15 protein-coding genes and 2 pseudogenes are annotated in these 14,165 nt (G+C 66.9%); 12 read left to right on the top strand and 5 right to left on the bottom strand.

Translation table 11 applies throughout. From position 1 onward, the window contains the following. Nucleotides 1-165 precede the first annotated feature (165 nt). From GNX96_RS31160 to GNX96_RS56700, 3 genes are all read left to right on the top strand, one after another. Entirely contained in the window at nucleotides 166-1,509 is a 1,344-nt protein-coding gene (locus GNX96_RS31160) for an MFS transporter (protein ID WP_163571586.1), read from the top strand. Between the two features lie 74 nt (nucleotides 1,510-1,583). Beyond that, on the top strand, nucleotides 1,584-2,525 hold the full coding sequence (locus GNX96_RS31155) for an epoxide hydrolase family protein (protein ID WP_279581982.1): 942 nt from the start codon (nucleotides 1,584-1,586) through the stop codon (nucleotides 2,523-2,525). Between the two features lie 13 nt (nucleotides 2,526-2,538). Next, complete coding sequence (locus tag GNX96_RS56700) at nucleotides 2,539-2,730, top strand: hypothetical protein (RefSeq protein WP_279581981.1); 192 nt, start codon at nucleotides 2,539-2,541, stop codon at nucleotides 2,728-2,730. A 3-nt stretch (nucleotides 2,731-2,733) separates the two neighbouring features. Here GNX96_RS56700 and GNX96_RS31150 read toward each other — a convergent pair whose 3' ends face one another. Next, on the bottom strand, nucleotides 2,734-4,014 hold the full coding sequence (locus tag GNX96_RS31150; protein WP_163571584.1) for an acetyl-CoA C-acetyltransferase: 1,281 nt from the start codon (nucleotides 4,012-4,014) through the stop codon (nucleotides 2,734-2,736). A 79-nt stretch (nucleotides 4,015-4,093) separates the two neighbouring features. Between GNX96_RS31150 and GNX96_RS31145 the strand changes: the two are divergent. The 3 genes and pseudogenes from GNX96_RS31145 (at nucleotide 4,094) to GNX96_RS31140 (ending at nucleotide 6,242) form a co-directional block, all read left to right on the top strand. Next, nucleotides 4,094-5,414 (top strand): annotated as a pseudogene (locus GNX96_RS31145) (3-oxoacyl-ACP reductase). Further along, complete coding sequence (locus GNX96_RS56695) at nucleotides 5,414-6,097, top strand: hypothetical protein (protein WP_279581980.1); 684 nt, start codon at nucleotides 5,414-5,416, stop codon at nucleotides 6,095-6,097. Before GNX96_RS31145 ends, GNX96_RS56695 begins: the two are co-directional and overlap by 1 nt. Further along, on the top strand, nucleotides 5,988-6,242 hold the full coding sequence (locus GNX96_RS31140) for a MaoC/PaaZ C-terminal domain-containing protein (RefSeq protein WP_313885826.1): 255 nt from the start codon (nucleotides 5,988-5,990) through the stop codon (nucleotides 6,240-6,242). The genes GNX96_RS56695 and GNX96_RS31140 overlap by 110 nt, the downstream gene beginning before the upstream one ends. 5 nt (nucleotides 6,243-6,247) lie before the next feature. Here GNX96_RS31140 and GNX96_RS31135 read toward each other — a convergent pair whose 3' ends face one another. Then, nucleotides 6,248-6,877: a TetR/AcrR family transcriptional regulator gene (locus GNX96_RS31135; RefSeq protein WP_279581979.1), complete on the bottom strand. Its 630-nt coding sequence runs from the start codon at nucleotides 6,875-6,877 to the stop codon at nucleotides 6,248-6,250. 72 nt (nucleotides 6,878-6,949) lie between these two features. Between GNX96_RS31135 and GNX96_RS31130 the strand changes: the two genes are divergently transcribed. Both GNX96_RS31130 and GNX96_RS31125 read left to right on the top strand, forming a co-directional pair. Then, a complete protein-coding gene (locus GNX96_RS31130) occupies nucleotides 6,950-7,408 on the top strand; it encodes an SCP2 sterol-binding domain-containing protein (RefSeq protein WP_163571581.1) in 459 nt (152 codons plus the stop codon). Between the two features lie 4 nt (nucleotides 7,409-7,412). Further along, on the top strand, nucleotides 7,413-8,642 hold the full coding sequence (locus tag GNX96_RS31125; protein ID WP_279581978.1) for an acyl-CoA dehydrogenase family protein: 1,230 nt from the start codon (nucleotides 7,413-7,415) through the stop codon (nucleotides 8,640-8,642). Nucleotides 8,643-8,748: 106 nt separating this feature from the next. Here the strand turns inward: GNX96_RS31125 and GNX96_RS31120 are convergent, their stop codons facing one another. Further along, nucleotides 8,749-9,642 (bottom strand): hypothetical protein, encoded by an 894-nt coding sequence (locus tag GNX96_RS31120; RefSeq protein ID WP_163571577.1) that lies wholly within the window; start codon nucleotides 9,640-9,642, stop codon nucleotides 8,749-8,751. A 255-nt stretch (nucleotides 9,643-9,897) separates the two neighbouring features. Here GNX96_RS31120 and GNX96_RS31115 point away from each other — a divergent pair, with 255 nt between their 5' ends. The 4 genes from GNX96_RS31115 to GNX96_RS56690 are packed head-to-tail and all read left to right on the top strand — an operon-like array spanning nucleotide 9,898 to nucleotide 11,814. Then, nucleotides 9,898-10,329: a PPOX class F420-dependent oxidoreductase gene (locus GNX96_RS31115; RefSeq protein WP_279581977.1), complete on the top strand. Its 432-nt coding sequence runs from the start codon at nucleotides 9,898-9,900 to the stop codon at nucleotides 10,327-10,329. Between the two features lie 21 nt (nucleotides 10,330-10,350). Next, nucleotides 10,351-11,511, top strand: a complete 1,161-nt coding sequence (locus GNX96_RS31110) for an aminotransferase class V-fold PLP-dependent enzyme (RefSeq protein WP_279581976.1) — start codon at nucleotides 10,351-10,353, stop codon at nucleotides 11,509-11,511. Next, nucleotides 11,423-11,704, top strand: coding sequence for a pyridoxal-dependent decarboxylase (locus GNX96_RS65275; RefSeq protein WP_390624184.1), 282 nt, complete (start codon nucleotides 11,423-11,425; stop codon nucleotides 11,702-11,704). Before GNX96_RS31110 ends, GNX96_RS65275 begins: the two co-directional genes overlap by 89 nt. Next, the gene (locus tag GNX96_RS56690; RefSeq protein ID WP_279581975.1) at nucleotides 11,623-11,814 is read left to right on the top strand and encodes a hypothetical protein; all 192 of its coding nucleotides are present in this window, start codon (nucleotides 11,623-11,625) and stop codon (nucleotides 11,812-11,814) included. Before GNX96_RS65275 ends, GNX96_RS56690 begins: the two co-directional genes overlap by 82 nt. A gap of 3 nt (nucleotides 11,815-11,817) precedes the next feature. Here GNX96_RS56690 and GNX96_RS31105 read toward each other — a convergent pair whose 3' ends face one another. Next, nucleotides 11,818-12,693, bottom strand: a complete 876-nt coding sequence (locus GNX96_RS31105; RefSeq protein ID WP_163571573.1) for an acyl-CoA thioesterase — start codon at nucleotides 12,691-12,693, stop codon at nucleotides 11,818-11,820. Between the two features lie 13 nt (nucleotides 12,694-12,706). Next, nucleotides 12,707-14,133: pseudogene (gene pyk / locus GNX96_RS31100) on the bottom strand (pyruvate kinase). Nucleotides 14,134-14,165 lie beyond the last annotated feature (32 nt).

Here is a 14,165-nt window from a genome sequence, read left to right as displayed (position 1 = left end):
AGCCTCCTGACCCAAGGTTCAGCCCCTACGCTAACCCGGGCCACTGCCGAACTGTCAAAACACCGCTGACCGAGAAGGTGGCCAGCGGCGTACGCCCATGAGTTCGGCGGGGGCCGAACTGTTCCGGGCCTAGCGTCAGAACACATGGTCACAACGAAACCGAAGATGGCGTTCATCGCGATCTGCATGGGATTTCTGCTGATCCAGCTCGACGCGACGATCGTCAACGTCGCGCTGCCGGCGATCGGACAGGACCTGGGCGGGACGCTGACTGGGCTGCAGTGGATCGTGGACAGCTACACACTCGCGCTCGCCGGCCTGCTGCTCACCACCGGTTCGCTCGCCGACCAGTGGGGCGCCCGGCGGATCTATCTCGCCGGGTTGCTGCTCTTTACGATCGCGTCGGCCACCTGCGCGGCGGCGCCCACCTTGGGAGTCCTCGTCGCGGCCCGGGCCGTGCAGGGAATCGGGGCGGCGGCCCTGCTGCCCTGTTCGCTGACGTTGCTGGCGCGGCTCTACCCAACCGGTCGCGAGCGAGCGCGGGCGCTCGGGGTCTGGGGACTGATCGCGAGCCTCGGCCTCGCCGCTGGTCCGGTCCTTGGCGGCCTGACGGTCGCATTCGCCGGCTGGCGGATCATTTTCCTCGCCAACCTCCCGATCGGCGCCCTCACCGTGGTGCTGCTGCTCCGGGCCGTACCTGAGACTTCCCTTACCCACACACGCAAATTCGATGTGGCCGGCATGATCACCGGCGTTGTCGGGCTGACCGCCGCGACCGCCGGATGCATCGAGGCGGGGCACAGCGGCTGGCTGAGCCCGCTGACGCTGGTCCTGCTCGCCGTCGGCGCGGTGGCCGCGGGCGCCTTTGGCTGGGCCGAAAGTCGGTCGGCCGCGCCCATGATGCCGCTGTCCATCTTCAGGTCTGCCGCCTTCAGCGCGACCGTACTGCTCGGTCTGCTCTTCAATCTGTGCTTGTACGGGGCGCTGCTGTGCCTGTCGCTTTTCCTGCAGCAGAGCCATCATCTGACCGCGCTGGCGGCCGGCGGTACGCTTTTCCCGCTAACCGTGATGATCGGCGTCGGCGCCACCGCGAGCGGGCGCCTCACCGCGCGGTTCGGTCCCCGTCCGCCGATGCTGGCCGGCATGACCTGCGGCGCGATCGGCGCGCTGATGCTGGGTTTCGCCGGGCCGCACCCGTCAATCGCCGTCATCATCACCGGATCCGCGGTGCTCGGGCTGTGTTCGCTCACCATGCCGGCGATGACCTCGGTCGCGCTCGGCGCGCTGGACGCGGACCGAGCCGGCCTCGCGAGCGGCGTGCTCAACGCTGCCAGGCAGGCCGGTGGGGCACTCGGCGTGGCCCTGCTCGGATCGCTGCTGGTGGCCACCGGCGGGCCGGCCCTGACAGCACCGCTGATCGCGGTCGGCGGCGCGTACGTCCTCGCCACCGCACTGGCGTGGCTCGCGACCAAGCCAGCCCACGAACGCACCCTGACAATGGCAAAGTAGAGGACAGAAGCTGTCCCCTACCGCCCCTAGTGTGGTCATCAACAGCAAGGTTCGACCACGACCAGAGGACGACAATGTCACCCGAGATCCGCTCCTTCCGCATCGAGATCGCCCAGGCTCGCATCGATGACCTGCGGCAACGGCTGGCGCGCACCCGCTGGCCGGCCGCGCTGCCTGGCGCCCGGTGGAGCGCAGGGGTGCCGGTCGACTACCTCCGCGAGCTGGCGGACTACTGGCGCGATGCGTACGACTGGCGCGAATGGGAAGCCAAACTGAACGAATTTCCCCAGTTCACCACCGAAATCGACGGCCAGCGGGTGCATTTTCTGCACGTACGCTCGCAAGAACCAGACGCGCTGCCGCTGATCCTCACCCACAGCTGGCCGAACACGGTCGCCGAGTTCCTCGACATCATCGGCCCGCTGACCAACCCGCGAGCGCACGGGCTCGACCCGGCGCAGGCGTACCACGTGGTCGCGCCCTCCCTGCCCGGATTCGCTTTCTCTCCCTTTCCGGCGCCGGCCGACCAGCGGCCGTGGAGCATCGCCAGGGTCGCCCAGACCTGGGCCGAGCTGATGAGCCGGCTCGGCTACCAGCGATATGGCGCGCACGGCAACGATGCCGGCGCGCTCGTGACCCCGCAGCTCGCCGTCATCGACGCCGAACACGTGGTCGGTTCACACATCACCGCCGGCCTCGGGGTGCCGACCGGCGATCCGGCCGAGTTCGCCGGACTCACCGCCGAGGAGACCGCGAGCCTCGCTGAAATGGCGAAACACTTCACCGGCGGCAGCGGCTACGGGCCCTATCTGACCAACCGACCGCAGACGTTGTCGTACGGGTTCACCGATTCACCGGTGGCACAGCTGGCTTTTTTGGTGGAAAGGTTCAAGGAATTCGATGGCTGGCCGACCGGCGGAGCCGGCCGAGCCGATCGACCGGGACAAAATCCTTACCAACGCGAGCATTTACTGGCTCACCGAGACCGCGGCGTCTTCGTCGTGGACCTATTATGAGGGCGCCGCCGGAATGCCGATCGACCAGACCGCCGTACCAACTGGCGTCTCTCATGGTGGATCTTCGGCGCTACGCCGGATCGCCGAGCGACGAAACTCCATTGTGGACTGGGGCGATGGGCGCAGCGGCAGCCACATGGTCGCGATGGCAGCGCCGGCCTCGCTGGTCGCCGGCATCCGTACGTTCTTTGGAAAAATCAGGTAGGGGTCAGGTCTCCAGGATCGCGACCAGGCCCTGGCCGCCGGCGGCGCAAATCGAGATCAGCCCGCGGCCTGCGCCGTTTTCGTGCAGGATCTTGGCCAGCGTGGAGACGATCCGGCCGCCGGTGGCCGCGAAGGGGTGACCGGCGGCAAGCGAGGAACCGTGCACATTCAGCTTCGTACGATCGACAGTGCCCAGAGCTCCGGGAAGGCCTAGTTTTTCCTTGCAGAAAGACGGATCTTCCCAGGCTTTCAAGGTGGCCAGCACCTGTGAGGCGAACGCTTCGTGTATTTCGTAGTAGTCGAAATCAGCGAGCGACAGACCGGCGCGAGCAAGCAACTTGGGCACCGCATAAACCGGCGCGGTCAGCAGCCCGTCCTCGCCGAGCGCGAAGTCCACGGCCGCGGCTTGTACGTCACCAACGTAGGCGAGGATGGGCAGGTGGTGCTCCTCTGCCCATTCCTGGCTGGCCAACAAAACGGTGGAGGCGCCGTCGGTCAGCGGAGTGGAATTGCCGGCAGTCATCGTGCCGGTGTCCCGATCTCCGAACGCGGGTCTGAGTTTCGCCAGCTTTTCCACCGAAGAATCGGGCCGCAGGTTCTGGTCGCGGGTCAGCCCCAAATACGGTGTGACCAGGTCGTCGAAGAATCCGTCGTCGTACGCGGCCGCCAAGTGCTGGTGGCTCGCCGCGGCCAGCTCGTCCTGCTCCTGCCGTCCGACATCCCACTGGGCGGCGGTCAATGCCGCATGGTCACCCATCGACATGCCCGTCCGCGGCTCAGCGTTGCGCGGGATCTCCGGCACGATCTGCCAGGGCCGCAGCGATCCCACCAGGGCCAGCCGCTGCAGTGGAGTTTTCGCGCGGTTGAAACGTAAAAGCAGCCGCCTCAGATCCTCGTTGACCCCGATCGGCGCGTCGCTCGCGGTATCCACCCCGCCGGCGATGCCAACCTCGATCTGGCCGAGCGCGATCTTGTTCGCGACCAGCGTCACCGTCTCCAGCCCGGTCGCGCAGGCCTGCTGCACGTCGTACGCGGGCGTACGCGGATCCAGCTTGCTGCCGAGCACGGCTTCCCGGGTGAGGTTGAAATCGCGGCTGTGCTTGAGAACCGCGCCCGCGACGACCTCGCCCAGCAACTCCCCTTGCAACGAGAACCGGCTGATCAGACCGTCGAGAGCCGCGGTCAGCATGTCCTGGTTGGACGCCGTCGCGTACCGGCTGTTGGAGCGAGCGAACGGGATGCGGTTGCCGCCGACAATGCCCACGCGGCGGATCTGCGGGCTCATACGAGTCTCCTGGCACTGGCGAGAGCGGGTGAAACCGACCATACTTGCGAGTAGACTTACTCGCAAGTAAGGATGGGGTATGGCCGATCTCTACCAGCAGTTCGTCTCCTCCGGTCCAGGCAAGGCAGTCGCCCAGCGACTCGGCCTGCCCCGGCCGGTCCGCCTTCGCCGGTACGAGCCCGGCCAACCGATCGCGGCCGGGCCGGTGCTGCTCGGCGGGCACGGCCGACTGCTGTCGACCCTGACGAAGACCCTGGAAGCCATTGGTATCGAAACGGCGGACAGTGCTTCGCCATACGGACTCGTCTTCGACGCGACCGGGATCATTGCCCCCGAGCAGCTGCGCGAGCTCTACGACTTCTTCCATCCGGTCGTCCGGTCGGTGCGTCCATCCGGGCGCGTCCCTGTCCTCGGAACTGCGCCTGAGTCAACAGAAAACGTCGCCGAGGCGGTCGCTCAGCGAGCGCTGGAAGGCTTCGTACGATCGCTCGGCAAAGAGGTCGGACGCGGCGCCACCGCACAGCTGATCTACGTGGCCGAGGGCGCCGAGGACGCACTGGAATCGACGCTGCGGTTCTTCCTGTCCGGCAAGTCCGCGTACGTTTCCGGGCAGGTCGTACGCGTCGGCGTGGCCGAGATACCGCAAGTGCAAGACCACGACCGCCCACTGGCCGGCAAAGTCGCCCTGGTGACCGGTGCGTCCCGCGGAATTGGCGCCGCCATCGCGAAAAACGCTGGCCCGCGACGGCGCTCACGTCGTCTGCCTCGACGTACCAGCGCAGGGCGAGGACCTGTCACGAGTCGCCAACGCGGTCGGCGGATCGAGCCTGCAGCTGGACATCACCGCCGAGAAGGCGCCGGCCGCGCTCGCCGAGCACCTGTCGACTCGACATCAGGGCGTCGACATCGTCGTCCATAACGCCGGCATCATCCGTGACAAGACGCTCGCCCGGATGAGCGAGGCCCAGTGGGACTCGGTCCTCGCGGTGAATGTGGTGGCACCGGCGCGAATCAACGACCATTTCGTCGAGCACCAGGTGCTTCGTACGGGCGGACGGATCGTCGGCCTGGCATCGATCGCGGGCATCGCCGGCAACGCTGGCCAGACGAATTATGGTGCCACCAAAGCGGGTGTAATTGGCCTCGCCCAGACTTTGGCGCCCCGGCTGCATTCCCTGCCCGCCACGATCAACGCGGTGGCGCCTGGATTCATCGAAACGAAGATGACCGCGAGCATGCCGGTCACGGTTCGCGAGGTCGGCCGGCGGCTGAACAGCCTCGCGCAGGGCGGCCTGCCGATCGACGTGGCCGAGACGATCGCCTGGCTGGCGCACCCCGGCTCGGCCGGCGTCAGCGGCTGCGTCGTGCGCGTCTGCGGCCAGAGTCTGCTGGGGGCCTGATGCTGGTCACTGAACAACCAAGCCTCGCTCGTACGTACGCGACCGTCCTTATGCGCAGCCTTCCGGGACTCGGGCCGACGGGCGGGATCCTGCCGGACACGTCGCTCACGATGCCCGGTGTCACGGTCTCGCGTCCGCATCTGGCCGCGTACGCGCAGGTCTGCGGCTTCCCGACCAGCGACCGCCTGCCGTCCACCTATCCGCACATGCTGGCCTTCCCGATGGCGATGCGGCTGATGTCGGACCGGGCCTTCCCGTTTGCCTTGATGGGCCTCGTACACATCCGGAATGTGATCACCCAGATCCGGCCGCTGTCCGCCGACGACACACTTGAGCTGCGGGTTTACGCGTCGGATCTGGCAGAGCACCGGCGCGGCATCCAGTTCGCGATAATGTCCGAGGCGTACACTAGCGACGGCCTGGCATGGACGAGCCGCAGCACGTACCTGCACCGCACGTCGTCTGGGTCCGGGTCGTCCGACCGGCCCGTCGCGGTGACCCCCGACCGCGATCTGGCGGCTGCCAGCCGACACCGGCCGCCGCTATGCCGCCGTCTCCGGCGACCGCAACCCCATCCACCTGCACGCGGCGACCGCCCGGCTCTTCGGCTTCAAGACCGCCATCGCGCACGGGATGTATACGAAGGCCCGCTGCCTGGCCACGTTGGACTCGCGCTTACCTGACTCGTACGAGGTGGCCGTCGACTTCGCCAAGCCGCTGCCGCTCCCCAGCCGAGCCACTTTCTCGGCATCGCGTACGCCCGACGGCTGGGACTTCTCGGTCACCGGCCGCGCTCCGCACCTCGCAGGCCATCTGCACACCCTCTAGCGCGCTCAGGGCCGCCAGATGGAACCGTGCAGCAGGTTGTCCAGGCCCATCCAGGCAAAGTTCATCAGCCGGCGAGCGGTGGTCGCGGGGTCCTCGTCCGGGTGCTCGGTGGCCCAGTCGGCGAGCGACTCGCCCGCCCCCACCAGGGCGTGGGCCAGCGCGGACACGTCGTGCTCGGTGGCCTCGGACACGCCCCGCGAGCGGATGTTCTGGTCGATCAGGTCGGCCGCGAAGGCGATGATGGCCGTACGCATCGCGGCCACCTCGCCGGCGAACGGCTCGCCGTGCGCCGGCGCCTGCTGGTGCAGCACCCGCCACGAATCCCGATTTTCCGCGACCAGCACGAAGAAGGCCCGCAGCGCGTGCCAAAGCTGCTGGTCAGGAGCATCCGCCTGGTTAACCTGGCCAGCGAACGCGTCCAGTAACCGGCCCGCCTCGCGGCGGATGCAGGCCAGGAAGAGCTCCTCTTTGCTGCCGAGATAGAGGTAGACCATCGGCTTGGACACACCCGCGAGCTCCGCCACCTCGTCCATCGAGGCAGCGTGGTAGCCGCGGCGGGCGAACATCTGCACCGCCGCGTCCAACATCTGCTGCTCACGTACGTACCGTGGCAGCCGTTTGGTCTTCCCGGTCACGTTGCGCACTCTATCCATCAGGTCCTAAACTTACCCGCAGTAATCTTACTGGTAAGTAAGAAGGGACGCCAGATGACCACGTTCGATCCCAGCCAACTCGACTTCGCGAACATGGACGCGGCCGAGCTCGCCCGGTTGGTGAAGACGACCCCGAAGGACGAGCTCGAGCAGCTGATGACCGGCGAGCACCGCAACCTGGTGCTCGACGAGATCTTCGCGCAGATGGCCCGGCGGGTCCGCAAGGACAAGATCACCTCGATGGACGCGATCATCCGGTGGCGGATCAGCGGCCGCCCGGACGGTGAGTACGACCGGTACGAGCTGCACATCGCGAACGGCGGCTGCACCGTGGGCCCCGGCAGTGAGGGACAGCCGCGCCTCACGATCACCACCGACGGTGTCAACTTTCTCAGGCTGGTGTCCGGAAACGCCTCCGGACCGACCCTGTTCATGACGAAAAAGCTGCAGCTGGCCGGCGACCTCGCGCTCGGCGCCGGGCTGACCAACTACTTCGACATCCCGAAAGCGTGAGATGATGACCTTTTCCCTGGAACTGGACGAAGACCAGCGGGACCTGCGCGACTGGGTGCACGGTTTCGCCGCCGAGGTACTGCGCCCGGCCGCCTCGGAATGGGACGAGCGCGAGGAAACGCCGTGGCCGATCATCTCCGAGGCGGCCAAGATCGGGCTGTACAGCTTCGAAACGATGGCGACCTTCTGGGCCGACCCGACCGGTCTGTCGATGCCGATCGCCAACGAGGAGCTGTTCTGGGGCGACGCCGGCATCGGGCTGGCGATTTTCGGCACGATGCTTGGCGTCGCCGGCATTTTCTCCGCTGGTACGCCCGACCAGCTGGCCGAATGGGTGCCGCAGTGTTTCGGTGACGCGGACGATCCCAAGGTCGCCGCTTTCGCCGTATCAGAGCCAGAAGCCGGCTCCGACGTGTCGTCCATGAAGGTCAGGGCCCGCTACGACGAGGCCAAGGACGAGTGGGTCCTCAACGGACAGAAGGCTTGGATCACCAACGGCGGCATCGCGAACGTACATGTGGTGGTCGCGTCCGTCGATCCAGAGCTGGCGGCTCGCGGGCAGGCGGCCTTCGTGGTGCCACCTGGCACACCAGGCCTGGAATCCACCCGTAAAATCAAGAAACTCGGCCTGCACGCCTCGCACACCGCGGACATCTTCCTTGACGACGTACGCGTGCCAGGCTCGTGTTTGTTGGGCGGTAAGGACAAACTCGACGAGCGGCTGGCTCGTGCCCGCGACGTCAAGGCCGGCAAGGCGCCCCAGCAGAGCCGCTCGCAGGCCGCCATGCAGACCTTCGAGCTGAGCCGCCCGACGGTCGGCTCACAGGCCGTCGGCATCGCCCGCGCCGCGTACGACTATGCCTTGGAATACGCCAAAAATCGGGTCCAGTTCGGCCGGCCGATTATCGACAACCAGTCGATCGCGTTCACCCTCGCGGACATGAAAATGGAGATCGACTGCGCCCGGCTGCTGGTCTGGCGGGCCGCCTGGATGGGCCGCAACGGTAAGCCTTTCGAGGCCGCCGAAGGCTCGATGTCCAAGCTCAAAGCCGGCGAGGTCGCCGTCTGGTCGGCCGAGCGCGCCGTACAAATCCTCGGCGGCGCCGGCTACAGCCGCGAACACCCCGTCGAACGAATGTACCGGGACGCCAAGATCTTCACCATTTTCGAAGGCACCAGCGAAATCCAGCGCCTGGTCATCTCCCGCGCCATCTCCGGCCTGCACATCCGCTAACCTTCCCGTTGTTGATCTTGTTTAGTTGGCCTATCCAAAAGGGATACTTCGTACGCATGTCCGCTTTGGGTAGGCAAAGTAACCAAGATCAACAACGTTTTTGTACTTAGCAGGGGGCGCCGCGGCTGGCGAGGGTGCGGCGGACCTGCGCGAGGTAGCGGCGACTGCCGTCGCGCAGGTCGCTGCGGGCGGCCCGTAACACGATCCAGCCCGCGGCGGCCATTGCTGTGTATCGCTCGATGTCGTAGCCGAACTGCTCATCATCGTCGGCGTGGTGTCGTCCTTCGTACTCGGCGGCGACCTGCCACCGTTTCCAACCGAGGTCGGAATGACCGACGACCACCCCGGATGCCGTGGTGACTGGGCATTGCGGTTCGGGTGCTGGGAGATAGTCGCTGATGATCCGAAACCGCAACATACTTTCCGGCGGTGACTGAGAACGGCCATCCAGGATAGGCGTCACCTTACGGGCGAGAAGCGCGCCACGTCGTCGGTACGCAGCCTCCGCTCGCGCAAGCAGGTGGTCGCGACTTGTCCAACCGGCTCGAATCAGTCCATCGCCAACGACGACCAAAGACTCGGCGGACAGTTCGGTGGTGAGATCGAGAAATGTCCGCTCGGCGTTGGTCACCGAGGTGCCGTCCAGGATCATCCGATCCTCGGGCGGCAGGATCCGGCCGTGAGCGGTGATGAGCGGATGGCGCGGATACCCATGCCCTTGCGGCACCGTGACATGTAGCGATTCGTCTTCGCTGAGCTGCCACGGTATGGGACAACCGAGCAGCCGCAGAGCAGAAACATGACTAACTGCGGCACTGGGCGGCAGAGCCGCGAGCAGCGCCTGCCACCCGTCGCCAGACCGACCACGAACGACATACTTGCCGTACGAGAGTCGCTCGAATCGCGCTCCACGGAGTTGCCTCGCGCTTACCCCACGTTCAAGCGCGATCTCCCGCCGGAATCCCACCGGCAACGCAGGAAGCGGTTTCTCTTTCGCCATGCCCCCAAACCTGGCAGCGCTTCCCCTGGTTCACCGCGCCCGTACCGCAATCTGTGGATCCCCCTTCCCCCTGTGGAAACCCACTTCCCTCCGCCACCCACCTGCTATTCTCCCGTCCCGCTTCCCGTTGTTGATCTTGTTTAGTTAGCCTATCCAAAAGGGATATTTCGTACGCATGTCCGCTTTGGGTAGGCCAACTAAACAAGATCAACACCGAGAGAGCGGGACGCGGGGCGCGGAGCTAGGGTGACCGATATGGCAGCGCACCCGATGACCGAGCAAGAGTGGCGACAGTTCATCACCGACGGGACGCGGACCGGGATGGTCGCGACCGTACGAGCCGACGGCCGACCGCACGTGGCGCCGGTGTGGTTTGACCTCGACGGGGACGACATCGTCTTCATGACCGGTTCGACGTCGGTCAAGGGAAAATCGCTCGTACGCGACCCGCGGGTGTCGATCTCCGTCGACGACCCGCACCCGCCGTTCTCCTTCGTCACGATCCAGGGCACCGCCACCATCAGCGAAGACCTGGACGACCTGCTGACCTGGGGAACCCGACTCGGCGGCCGCTATATGGGCGCCGAAGCGGCCGAGGACTACGGCAAGCGCAACGCGGCGCCGGGCGAGCTGCTCGTACGCGTACGCATCGAGAAGGTCGTCGCGATCGCTGACCTTACCCACTGACCCTGCCCTGAAGGGCATTCGATGTCGGTGGGCGTCCGTACGCTGAAAGGCGTGACAGATTCGCCGCACATGACGCCCGAAGAGTTCCGCGCCCATGGCCACACCGTGGTCGACTGGATCGCCGATTACTGGGCCGGAGTGGAGAAATATCCGGTCCTGTCGCAGGTCTCGCCTGGCGAGATCGCGGCCCGGCTGCCCGCTCACCCGCCCGAGCAGGGCGAGCGGTCCGCCGACTTCAGCAAGAACATGTTGGCCGACCTCGACGAGATCGTGCTGCCCGGCATCACGCACTGGCAGCATCCGCAGTTTTACGCGTATTTCCCAGCTCCCACCACCGGTCCGTCCGTGCTCGGCGACATGTTGTCGGCCGGGCTCGGCGTGCAGGGCATGCTGTGGGCGACCAGCCCGGCGTGCACCGAGGTCGAGACCCGGGTGATGGACTGGATGGCCGAGTTGCTCGGCCTCCCAGCGGCCTACAGATCGACGTCGGCCGGCGGCGGTGTCATCCAGGACTCGGCCTCGTCGGCGGCGCTGGTCGCGGTGGTCGCGGCGCTGCACCGGGCCAGCGGCGGGCAGGTGCGCGAGCGTGGCGCCAACGGCCGCTTCACTGTCTACACGTCGACGGAAACCCATTCCAGCGTGGAAAAAGCGGTCAACATGGCCGGGGTCGGGTCCGCGCAACTGCGGGTCATCGAGGTCGACGACAAGCTCCGGATGCGGACCGACAAGCTCGCCGAGGCGATCGCCGCCGACAAGGCCGCTGGGCTCACGCCGGCACTGGTGGTGGCCACCATCGGTACGACGTCGACCACCGCCGTCGACCCGGTCCGGGTCATCGGTGAGCTGTGCCAGGCCAACAACATCTGGCTGCACATCGACGCCGCCTATGCCGGCGCCGCTGCGCTCTGCCCCGAGCTGCGCGACTCGCACGACGGGGTCGAGCTGGCCGACTCGTATTGCACGGACGGCCACAAATGGCTGCTCACCAACTTCGACTGCGACATCTTCTTCACCAGCGACCGCGCGGCACTGATTGGCGCCCTCAGTGTTTTGCCGGAATATCTGCGAAATACCGCCACCGAGTCGGGACGCGGTGATCGACTACCGAGACTGGCACGCGCCGCTGGGCCGCAGGTTCCGGTCGTTGAAGTTGTGGAGCGTCATCCGGTGGTACGGCGCTGAAGGGATGCGCGCGCACGTACGCTCCGGCGTCGCCCTCGCCGAATATTTCGCCGGACTCGTCGAGGCCGACGACCGCTTCGAAAAATCGTCACCGACCACCAGTTTTCGTTGGTGTGCTTCCGATTGCGCGGCGAGGACGCGGCCAACGAGGAGTTGCTCAGCACACTCAACGCAGCCGGCGAGCTCTACCTGACCCACACCCGCGTCAGAGGCGCCTACACCCTGCGCTTCGCCATCGGCGCCCCGCAAACCACCCGCGCCCACGTCACTGCCGCCTGGGCCACCATACAAGCCGCCGTCTGAACGCTATCGGGGACGGGCCGGGCGGATGAGGCCTTCCTGCAGGACAGTGGCGATGTGGGTGCCGTCGGCGGTGAAGAAGCGGCCGGAAGCGAGGCCGCGGCCACCGGAGGTCGACGGGCTGCTGCAGTCGTAGAGGAACCACTCGTCGGCGCGGAACGGCCGGTGGAACCAGACGGCGTGGTCGAGGCTGGCGCTGCTGACCTCGGCCCACGTCTTGCCATGCACGGCGAGCGTCGAGTCCAGCAGCGTCAGGTCGCTCGCGTACGTCAAAGCGCAGGCGTGCAACGCCTGGTCATCGGGCAGCTTCCCGTCGATCCGCATCCACACCTGCTGCCGATCCGACTTCGGCCGGGTGCCGGCCGAAACCCAGCCGGGCACCCCGACGTAGCGCAGGTCGATCGGGTGGTCCATCACGTTCCACGGCGCGTCCGGAGGGAGGTTCCTGCGTACGACATCCCAGACCGGCTGGAGCTCCTCCGGAGCTGGCACCCCCTCGGGCAGCTCGCTCTGGTGGCTGAAACCTTCTTCGGTCACCTGGAACGAAGCTGACATGAAGAAAATCGCACGACCGTGCTGGATCGCGGTGACCCGCCGGGTGGTGAACGAGCGGCCGTCCCGTACTGGCTCGACGGTGTAGAGGATGGGCACGGCCGGGTCGCCGGCGCGGATGAAATAGCCGTGCAGTGAGTGCACCGAGCGCTCGACGGACACCGTACGGCTGGCGGCCACCAGTGCCTGGCCAGCAACCTGACCGCCGAAGACCCGCTGCAGCGACACCTCCGGGCTCACGCCACGGAAGTAACCGACCTCCAGCTGCTCCAGGTCCAGCAGTTTCAGCAGCCGGTCGACGGCCGGTTGGCCGCGCAGCGGGTCCCCCAACGTCTTACTCCTGTCAGCCGGTGGTGTCCGAGCCCAACTGGTGCACCCGGACGGCGTTGGTCGAACCGGCCGTCCCGGGCGGGCTGCCGGCCACGATCACCACGCTGTCACCGGCCGGGAACCGCCCGATCGACAGCAGCGACGCATCGACCGCTCGCACCATATCGTCGGTGTGGGCGACCATGGGCGTGAGGAACGTCTCGACACCCCAGGAAAGCGCGAGCTGGTTCCGTACGGCCGGGATCGACGTGAAAGCCAGGATCGGCAGCCGGGTGTGCTGCCGCGCCAGTCGCCGGACCGTGTCGCCGGAGAGCGTGAAGGCGACGATCGCGCGCGCGCGTCCAGCACCTCGGCGATGTTCTTCGCCGCATGGGCGATGGCACCGCCCTTGGTACGCGGGTCGTGCTGCAGGGGCGGCACTCCCCAGTCGGCCTCCTCGACGGAGGTGATGATCTTGCTCATCGTCCGCACGGTCAGGATCGGGAACTTGCCGACCCCGGTCTCGCCGGACAGCATCAGCGCGTCGGCGCCGTCGAGCACGGCGTTGGCCACGTCAGAGGCCTCGGCGCGGGTCGGCCGGGAGTTCTCGATCATCGAGTCGAGCATCTGGGTGGCCACGATGACCGGCTTCGCGTTCTCCCGGCAGAGCTGGATGCAGCGCTTCTGGACGATCGGCACCTGCTCCAGCGGCAGCTCGACACCGAGGTCGCCGCGGGCCACCATCATGCCGTCGAAGGCCAGCACAATCGACTCGAGGTTGTCGACGGCCTGCGGTTTCTCCAGCTTGGCGATCACCGGCAGCCGGCCGCCGCCGTGCTCGTCCATGATCTGGCGGATCAGCTCGACCTCGCTGGCCTCCCGTACGAACGACATGGCGATCATGTCCACCCGCAGGTCCAGCGCGAACTTCAGGTCCGCGATGTCCTTCTCGGACAGCGCCGGCACCGAGAGCGCCGACTCCGGCACCGAGATGCCCTTGTTGTTGCTGACCGGCCCGCCCTCGATGACCAGGCAGCGGATCCGCGGCCCGTCCAGCGCGGTGATCTCGACCGCGACCTTGCCGTCGTCGATCAGCAGCCGGTCGCCGACCGACACCTCTTTCGACAGCTTGTCGTAGGTCGTCGAGACCAGGTCGTGGGTGCCGTCGACCGGATCGGTGGTGATGGTGACCGTCTCCCCGGTCAGCCACTCCACCGGCCCGTCCTTGAACCGGCCGAGCCGGATCTTGGGGCCCTGCAGGTCGGCCAGCACGGCGACCGCGTGGCCGGTGGCGTCGGACGCCTCCCGGACCAGCTGGTACGCCGCCTGGTGGTCTTCGTGGCTGCCGTGGCTGAAGTTCAGCCGGGCAACGTCCATGCCTGCGTCCACCAGGGCTCTTACCCGCTCCGGGGAGGACGTGGCAGGACCGATGGTGCAGACGATCTTCGCGCGCCTACTCATGGGCGACACAGTATCGGGACCGGGTGAACCGA

It is taken from the genome of Fodinicola feengrottensis (assembly GCF_010993775.1).
In the GTDB taxonomy this organism is placed as follows: domain Bacteria; phylum Actinomycetota; class Actinomycetes; order Mycobacteriales; family HKI-0501; genus Fodinicola; species Fodinicola feengrottensis.
The sequence above is the reverse complement of the archived record's forward strand: the minus strand, read 5'-3'. Positions and strand labels throughout refer to the sequence as shown.

Excerpts from the sequence above, each read along its gene's own strand:
- GNX96_RS31160 (WP_163571586.1), top strand. The coding sequence starts at position 166 with ATGGCGTTCATCGCGATCTGCATGGGATTTCTGCTGATCCAGCTCGAC.
- GNX96_RS31155 (WP_279581982.1), top strand. The coding sequence starts at position 1,584 with ATGTCACCCGAGATCCGCTCCTTCCGCATCGAGATCGCCCAGGCTCGC.
- GNX96_RS56700 (WP_279581981.1), top strand. The coding sequence starts at position 2,539 with ATGCCGATCGACCAGACCGCCGTACCAACTGGCGTCTCTCATGGTGGA.
- GNX96_RS31150 (WP_163571584.1), bottom strand. The coding sequence starts at position 4,014 with ATGAGCCCGCAGATCCGCCGCGTGGGCATTGTCGGCGGCAACCGCATC.
- GNX96_RS56695 (WP_279581980.1), top strand. The coding sequence starts at position 5,414 with ATGCTGGTCACTGAACAACCAAGCCTCGCTCGTACGTACGCGACCGTC.
- GNX96_RS31130 (WP_163571581.1), top strand. The coding sequence starts at position 6,950 with ATGACCACGTTCGATCCCAGCCAACTCGACTTCGCGAACATGGACGCG.
- GNX96_RS31125 (WP_279581978.1), top strand. The coding sequence starts at position 7,413 with ATGACCTTTTCCCTGGAACTGGACGAAGACCAGCGGGACCTGCGCGAC.
- GNX96_RS31120 (WP_163571577.1), bottom strand. The coding sequence starts at position 9,642 with ATGGCGAAAGAGAAACCGCTTCCTGCGTTGCCGGTGGGATTCCGGCGG.
- GNX96_RS31115 (WP_279581977.1), top strand. The coding sequence starts at position 9,898 with ATGGCAGCGCACCCGATGACCGAGCAAGAGTGGCGACAGTTCATCACC.
- GNX96_RS31110 (WP_279581976.1), top strand. The coding sequence starts at position 10,351 with ATGTCGGTGGGCGTCCGTACGCTGAAAGGCGTGACAGATTCGCCGCAC.